The 6809-nt window shown below is 68.7% G+C and carries 8 protein-coding genes; 4 read left to right on the top strand and 4 right to left on the bottom strand.

The features are described 5' to 3' along the window. Nucleotides 1–360: 360 nt before the first annotated feature. Entirely contained in the window at nucleotides 361–1002 is a 642-nt protein-coding gene (locus ABT116_RS01615; protein WP_351626274.1) for a DNA-3-methyladenine glycosylase, read from the bottom strand. 144 nt (nucleotides 1003–1146) lie between these two features. Here ABT116_RS01615 and ABT116_RS01610 point away from each other — a divergent pair, with 144 nt between their 5' ends. From ABT116_RS01610 to ABT116_RS01600, 3 genes are all read left to right on the top strand, one after another. Continuing rightward, nucleotides 1147–1929 (top strand): sporulation protein, encoded by a 783-nt coding sequence (locus ABT116_RS01610; RefSeq protein ID WP_351626272.1) that lies wholly within the window; start codon nucleotides 1147–1149, stop codon nucleotides 1927–1929. 40 nt (nucleotides 1930–1969) lie between these two features. After that, entirely contained in the window at nucleotides 1970–2509 is a 540-nt protein-coding gene (locus tag ABT116_RS01605) for a YbhB/YbcL family Raf kinase inhibitor-like protein (RefSeq protein ID WP_351626269.1), read from the top strand. Nucleotides 2510–2716: 207 nt separating this feature from the next. Continuing rightward, nucleotides 2717–3223, top strand: a complete 507-nt coding sequence (locus ABT116_RS01600) for an HNH endonuclease (protein WP_351626267.1) — start codon at nucleotides 2717–2719, stop codon at nucleotides 3221–3223. Between the two features lie 116 nt (nucleotides 3224–3339). Here the strand turns inward: ABT116_RS01600 and ABT116_RS01595 are convergent, their stop codons facing one another. From ABT116_RS01595 to ABT116_RS01585, 3 genes are all read right to left on the bottom strand, one after another. Continuing rightward, nucleotides 3340–4299 (bottom strand): SPFH domain-containing protein, encoded by a 960-nt coding sequence (locus ABT116_RS01595; protein ID WP_104779656.1) that lies wholly within the window; start codon nucleotides 4297–4299, stop codon nucleotides 3340–3342. A 133-nt stretch (nucleotides 4300–4432) separates the two neighbouring features. Beyond that, complete coding sequence (locus ABT116_RS01590; protein ID WP_351626264.1) at nucleotides 4433–4864, bottom strand: NfeD family protein; 432 nt, start codon at nucleotides 4862–4864, stop codon at nucleotides 4433–4435. 95 nt (nucleotides 4865–4959) lie between these two features. Beyond that, the gene (locus tag ABT116_RS01585) at nucleotides 4960–5757 is read right to left on the bottom strand and encodes an ABC transporter ATP-binding protein (RefSeq protein ID WP_351626261.1); all 798 of its coding nucleotides are present in this window, start codon (nucleotides 5755–5757) and stop codon (nucleotides 4960–4962) included. Between the two features lie 161 nt (nucleotides 5758–5918). Between ABT116_RS01585 and ABT116_RS01580 the strand changes: the two genes are divergently transcribed. Beyond that, complete coding sequence (locus ABT116_RS01580; RefSeq protein ID WP_351626258.1) at nucleotides 5919–6704, top strand: Rv1486c family protein; 786 nt, start codon at nucleotides 5919–5921, stop codon at nucleotides 6702–6704. Nucleotides 6705–6809 lie beyond the last annotated feature (105 nt).

Here is a 6809-nt window from a genome sequence, read left to right as displayed (position 1 = left end):
AGTTCTCAAGGAACGGTCGCTTCCTTTGTACTCACCCTCTCGGGCTTTCCTCCGGGCGCTTCCCTTCGGTCTTGCGTTTCCGACTCTATCAGATCCTTTTTCGATCCGATTCCCTGTCGGCGGGATTTGCCGTTCAGCCTCGGGCTTTCGCTCGTCGGCCTTTCGACATTCACTACGTTAGCCGATTCCCCGTCCAACTCATAATCGAGTCTGTCGGCGTCGAATTCAGGCATGCGGGCACGCCGAATTCGCCCCTGCTGAGGGGAGTCGCTAGGTAGTTGGTTTGGCCGCTTCCGGCTGCTGGCGATCGCCAACCCGGTTCAACGGCTCGGGCTACATTACGCACCTCGGCAGGGCGCGTCAACTTCGGCGGCGCCTCGGTACATGGGCGCGATACGGGCTCACCGTCGGGTCGTTGGCGACCCGGAATCGCCAGGGGTGGACGGCCCCGTCGCCGCCGACGCCGGTCCGGGGTCCGTTGAGTACCTGGTCGGAGGGCACGGGTGTGCCGGTCAGCATGCGGAGCGGGGTGTCTTCCGAGGTGCACGCGTCCGTACCGTCCAGGGAGCGGTCCACGTTCAGGGCGGTGGCCAGACGGGCCGGGCCTTTGGCCAGTTCCTTGTCGTTGCGGGCCGAGAGTCGACGGGTGCGGGCCAGTTCGGCGCCCTCGATGATCTCGCCGGCGCGGAGCAGGACCGCACTCGCCTTTCCCTCGGGGCCGCAGACCAGGTTCATGCAGAACCACATGCCGTAGGTGAAGTAGACGTACACGTGTCCGGGCGGGCCGAACATCACGCTGTTGCGGGCCGTGCGGCCGCGGTAGGCGTGGGAGCCGGGATCGTTCTCACCGTCGTAGGCCTCGACCTCGGTGAGGCGGAGGGCGATCGGACCGTCCGCGGTGCTGCGTACCAGGATGCGGCCGAGGAGGTCGGGGGCGACATCGAGGACGGGCCGGTCGAAGAACTCCCTGGACAGGGGCGTACGGTCAGGGGTCGCGATCATGCCGTCCGAGGGTACTGGAGACGAGTGGTGCCGCGGGGTGGCCGTCGGGCACCGGCCTTGCCAGGGTGGGGCATGGAACCGGCCACGGCCGGATCGCGTTTGTATGGATCAAGGATCCACCCGTTGTGGGCGAGAGGGAGAGACATGGCGTTCAAGAAGCTGCTCGCGAGCCTGGGGGCCGGCGGGGCTTCGGTCGAGACGGTGCTGCACGAGGTCAACGTCGTCCCGGGCGGTGTCGTCCAGGGTGAGGTGCGGATCCAGGGCGGGTCCGTCAACCAGCAGATCGAGGGGCTCTCGGTCGGGCTGCAGGCCAAGGTCGAGGTGGAGAGCGGCGACCAGGAGTACAAGCAGGACATCGAGTTCACGAAGTCGCGGCTGGGCGGTGCGTTCGAGCTGCAGGCGAACGCCGTGCACGCGGTGCAATTCGGTCTCGAGATCCCGTGGGAGACGCCGATCACGATGATCGACGGTCAGGCGCTGCGTGGCATGAACATCGGGGTGTCGACCGAGCTGGAGATCGCGCGTGCGGTGGACTCCGGTGACCTGGACCCGGTCAACGTGCACCCGCTGCCGGCGCAGAAGGCGATCCTCGACGCGTTCATCCAGCTGGGCTTCCGGTTCAAGAACGCGGACATGGAGCGCGGTGTCATCCGGGGTACGCGGCAGAAGCTGCCGTTCTACCAGGAGATCGAGTTCTACCCGCCGCAGCAGTACCGCGGGCTGAACCAGGTCGAGCTGAGCTTCGTGGCCGACCAGCACACGATGGACGTGGTGCTGGAGATGGACAAGAAGCCGGGCCTGTTCAGCGAGAGCAGCGACACCTTCCGGTCGTTCCAGGTGGGTCTGAACGACTACCAGGGGACCGACTGGACCGCGTACCTCAACCAGTGGCTGTCGGAGGTCGGCAGCAAGCGCAACTGGTTCTAGGCTCGGGGGCGACTGCAAGAAACGATCAGGAGGTACCGAGGTGACCGAGCTCAAGCGGCGGCCGCTCCCCCACGACTTCCATCCGCCCGTCGCGTCGTTCACGGTGACGAGCGAGGACGTCGAAGAAGGTGCGACGCTCAAGGACGCTCAGGTCCAAGCGGCCGGCAACACCTCGCCGCAGCTGCGGTGGGAGGGCTTCCCGCCCGAGACCAAGAGCTTCGCCGTGACCTGCTACGACCCCGACGCCCCGACGGGCAGCGGTTTCTGGCACTGGGTGCTGTTCGACATCCCGGCGTCGGTGACCGAGCTGCCGGTGGGTGCGGGCAGCGGCAAGTTCGAGGGTCTGCCGGAGGGCGCGATCCACGCGCGCAACGACTACGGCGGCAAGGAGTTCGGCGGGGCCGCGCCGCCGCCCGGGGACGGACCGCACCGGTACGTGTTCACGGTGTACGCCGTGGATCAGGAGAAGCTCGGTCCGGACGCGGACGCGTCCCCCGCCGTGGTGGGCTTCAACCTGCGGTTCCACACGATCGGGCGAGCCCAGCTGATCGGCGAGTACGAGGTGCCCGCCGAGGGCTGAGCGAGCCCGCCCGGAATCCCGGCGTTCATGGAACGTTTGCCCGCTCCTGGTCTTGGAATTGATCAGGAGCGGGCATTTTTGTTGCCGGGGGTCGCGGGGGTCACCCCCCGTGGAGCAGCAGATATTGCGTTGTCCATCTCGGCGTGCCCGGCCAGAGTTGATCCCAGCCCGCCAGGGGGTGGGCCGGTGCACGGGAGGTGGGCTGGTATGCGGGACACGCTGGTACTGAACGCGAGCTTCGAGCCGCTGTCGACGGTGACGTTGAACCGAGCCGTCGTTCTGGTGCTTCAGGACAAGGCCGTCGTCGAGCAGGCCCACCCCGAACTGCGGATGCGGGGAGCCGCGGTCGACATACCGGCGCCCCGTGTGATCAGGCTCTGCCAGTACGTACGGGTCCCGTTCCGAAGACGAGCGCCGTGGTCGAGGCGGGGTGTGCTGGTCAGGGACCGGCACCGGTGCGCGTACTGCGGGAGGCGGGCCACGACCGTGGACCACGTGGTGCCGCGGTCGCAGGGGGGCCAGGACACGTGGCTGAACACGGTGGCCTCATGTGCCGAGGACAATCACCGGAAAGCGAATCGGACTCCTGTCGAGGCGGGTATGCCGCTGCTCCGGGAGCCGTTCGAGCCGACGCCGGCTGATGCGATGCTCTTGGCTCTGACACAAGACGACTTCGCCGCGCTGCCGGATTGGCTGGCACTGGACGCGGCGTGACCAGCAGCCGCGGGGCCTTGATGGTTCGTCGGCTGCGGGTCGAGTGTGGTTGTTCGCGCAGTTCCCCGCCCCCCTGAAGAGAAGGGGGTGCGGGGAACGTTGCGTTGTGGGTGCTGTCAGTCGATGGACGGCTTTTCGCGGCGTTCCTGGGCGGGGACGCCGGCTCCGGTCGCGCCGCCGTTGCCGCCGGAACCGCCGCCGAGGCCGCCGAAGTTGCCCATGGCGCCGGAGAGGCCCTTGAGGGCGTCGCCGATTTCGCTGGGGACGATCCAGAGCTTGTTGGCGTCGCCCTCGGCGATCTTTGGGAGCATCTGGAGGTACTGGTAGGACAGGAGCTTCTGGTCAGGGTCGCCGGCGTGGATGGCCTCGAAGACCGTGCGCACGGCCTGGGCCTCGCCCTCTGCCCGCAGGGCGGCGGCCTTGGCCTCACCCTCGGCGCGCAGGATCTGGGACTGCTTCTCACCTTCGGCGCGCAGGATCTCGGACTGCCGGACACCTTCGGCCTGGAGGATCGCGGCGCGCTTGTCGCGGTCGGCGCGCATCTGCTTCTCCATCGAGTCCTGGATGGAGGTGGGCGGTTCGATCGCCTTGAGCTCGACGCGGTTGACGCGGATGCCCCACTTGCCGGTGGCCTCATCGAGGACGCCGCGCAGGGCCGCGTTGATCTCCTCGCGGGAGGTCAGGGTCCGCTCCAGGTCCATGCCGCCGATGATGTTGCGGAGCGTGGTGACGGTGAGCTGCTCGATCGCCTGGATGTAGCTGGCGACTTCGTAGGTCGCGGCCCGGGCATCGGTGACCTGGTAGTAGATGACGGTGTCGATGTTCACGACCAGGTTGTCCTGGGTGATCACCGGCTGCGGCGGGAAGGGCACGACCTGTTCGCGCAGGTCGATGCGGTTGCGGATGGTGTCGATGAACGGGACGACGATGTTGAGGCCCGCGTTGAGTGTCCGCGTGTAGCGCCCGAAGCGCTCGACGATGGCCGCGCTGGCCTGTGGGATGACTTGGATCGTCTTGATCAGGGCGATGAAGACCAACACCACCAGAATGATCAGGACGATGATGACCGGTTCCATCGTCGTTCCCCGTGTCCCTTCTCCGCTTCGGCGTCTTCGGCAGATCTTATGGTTGTCGAAGATCTTGCTGGTCGAGTCTGACAGACCGTCGCGTGGCTGGCGAGGAGTTCCACTCCAGTTACGTCCTGCGAGGTCACATGACGATCGCGGTGGCTCCTTCGATGTCCACGACATCCACTTCCTGGCCTACTTCGTAAGCGTGGCCGGTGTCGAGAGCGCGGGCCGACCAGACCTCGCCGGCGAGTTTGATCCGGCCGCCGGAGCCGTCGACCCGTTCCAGGACGACGGCTTGTCTGCCCTTCAACGCGTCCACTCCGGTGGCGAGTTGAGGTCGCTGGGCGCGGTGCCGGTTCGCGATGGGCCGTACGACGGCGATGCCCGCGGTCGAGATGACGGCGAAGACCGCCACCTGGGCGACGGCTCCGCCGCCGAAGACGCCGGTGACCACCGCCGCGGCGATGGCGCCCACCGCCAGCATGCCCAGTTCGGGCATCGCGGTCACCACGAGCGCGATGCCGAGCGCTGCCGCGCCGATGAGCCACCACAGCCATGCGTCGATGTCCACATGGTCATGGTAGGTCCGCGGGCCCTGCCGACGACAGGGCGCCCGTGGTGTGAAATCCCGTTCTTACCCCGGGAATTGCGGGGTGGCGTGCCGGGTCAGGAGAGCGGGAGGCCCTGGGCGGTCCAGCGCTCGCCCGACTGTTCCACGACGAGCGGAAGGCCGAAGCAGAGGGAGAGGTTGCGGGAGGTGAGTTCGAGCTCCAGGGGGCCGGCTGCGAGGACCTTGCCCTGGCGGATCATGAGCACGTGGGTGAAGCCCGGGGGGATTTCCTCGACGTGGTGGGTGACCATGAGCATCGAGGGGGCGATCGGGTCGAGCGCGAGGCGGCCGAGGCGGCGGACCAGGTCCTCGCGGCCGCCGAGGTCGAGGCCGGCGGCGGGCTCGTCGAGCAGGAGCAGCTCGGGGTCGGTCATCAGGGCGCGGGCGATCAGGGTGCGCTTGCGCTCGCCCTCGGAGAGCGTGCCGAACCTGCGGTCCAGGTACTCGCTCATGCCGAGGCGGTCGAGGAAGGCGCGGGCGCGCTGCTCGTCGATCTCCTCGTAGTCCTCGTGCCAGGTGGCGGTCATGCCGTACGCGGCGGTCAGGACCGTCTCCAGGACCGTCTGGCGCTTGGGGAGCTTCTCGGTCATGGCGATGCCGGCCATGCCGATGCGGGGACGCAGCTCGAAGACGTCGGTGCCGGGGCGGCCGAGGGTCTCGCCGAGGATGGCGGCGGTGCCCGAGCTGGGGAAGAGATAGGTGGAAGCGAGGTTGAGGAGGGTGGTCTTGCCGGCGCCGTTCGGGCCGAGGATGACCCAGCGCTCGCCCTCCTTGACCGACCAGGAGACCTGGTCCACCAGAGCCCGGCCCTCACGGACCACGGATACGTCCTGAAGCTCCAGAACATCGCTCATGAGCGCGTTGTCTCCCCTTGCAGTGTGGCCGGTCTCGGCTGTCGCGTAAGCCTGTGGCTCGGTCCGCCGCGCCGGTGGGCGCAGCCCTCCATGAAATCTACGCCACCGGCCGGCCCGGGCATTCCCTCGGTCCGGTCCTTGGGGGGTCCTAGGGTGGAGGCATGCTCTCGGAACCACGTGCTGGACGTCTCGCAGCTTGGGGAAATGCCCTTTTGGCCGGGCTTGTCTCGCCGGACGACGCCGTTCTCGCCATCGTCGGCGCGGACACGGTGCACCGGGTGGAGGGGCTGCCGGGCGAGTCGGGGCAGGTCGGGCTGACACTCGCGCTCGGGCGGTTGCGGACGCTCGGGGTGAGCGGGCTGCGGGTGGCGTTGCCCGCGCCGGGGCATCCGCTGGGGCTGAGCGGGCCGCCGGAGTTCAACGCGCGGGCGCTGGAGGCCGAGGAGGCGGTGGTCTGTCACGGGGCCGCCTACGGCTTGGTGCCGGACGTGTACGAGGCCGGACCTGCGGGTGTGCAGGTCGAGGTGGTATGGCATGTGCTGCCCGTACGGGAGGCGCCGCCCGCGGATGTGCCGTCGCTGGGTGAGGCGGAGCGGGAACTGGCGGAGGCCCTGCGGGAGGCCACCGAGGTGTTGACCCGGCTGGATGTGGCCGGCTCGGGACCGGTGGCGGAGGCGGCGATCGATGCGTACCGGGCGCGGGCCGAGCGGGGGCGGGAGGTGCTGGCGCCGGGGTATCCGCCGCGAGCGGTCCGGGTGCTGGAGCTGGCGCAGCGGGTGGGGACGCTGATCGCCGTGGCGACGGAGAGTGGGCACGGGGGTGCGGTCAGTTCGTCCGAGATCTCCGCGCGGCGGGAGGCGTTGCGGCCGGTGGAGCGGACGGCTCGGCGGGCGCAGGTCGCGGCGTACAACTCCGTTGTGGAGGAGCGGGAGCGGGGGGTGCGGTGACCGTTCCTTGTGGGGTGCTCGGTGTGGATGCCGGGGCCGGGTGGGTCCGCAACCCGGCGGAGCGGGGTGCCTCCCCCAAGCTCTCGGCTTCGCTCGAGCAGGGGG

The organism is Streptomyces sp. NPDC002130, assembly GCF_040296465.1.
Lineage (GTDB): Bacteria > Actinomycetota > Actinomycetes > Streptomycetales > Streptomycetaceae > Streptomyces.
This window is presented reverse-complemented; position numbering and strand designations above follow the sequence as displayed.

Excerpts from the sequence above, each read along its gene's own strand:
- ABT116_RS01615 (WP_351626274.1), bottom strand. The coding sequence starts at position 1,002 with ATGATCGCGACCCCTGACCGTACGCCCCTGTCCAGGGAGTTCTTCGAC.
- ABT116_RS01610 (WP_351626272.1), top strand. The coding sequence starts at position 1,147 with ATGGCGTTCAAGAAGCTGCTCGCGAGCCTGGGGGCCGGCGGGGCTTCG.
- ABT116_RS01600 (WP_351626267.1), top strand. The coding sequence starts at position 2,717 with ATGCGGGACACGCTGGTACTGAACGCGAGCTTCGAGCCGCTGTCGACG.
- ABT116_RS01595 (WP_104779656.1), bottom strand. The coding sequence starts at position 4,299 with ATGGAACCGGTCATCATCGTCCTGATCATTCTGGTGGTGTTGGTCTTC.
- ABT116_RS01585 (WP_351626261.1), bottom strand. The coding sequence starts at position 5,757 with ATGAGCGATGTTCTGGAGCTTCAGGACGTATCCGTGGTCCGTGAGGGC.
- ABT116_RS01580 (WP_351626258.1), top strand. The coding sequence starts at position 5,919 with ATGCTCTCGGAACCACGTGCTGGACGTCTCGCAGCTTGGGGAAATGCC.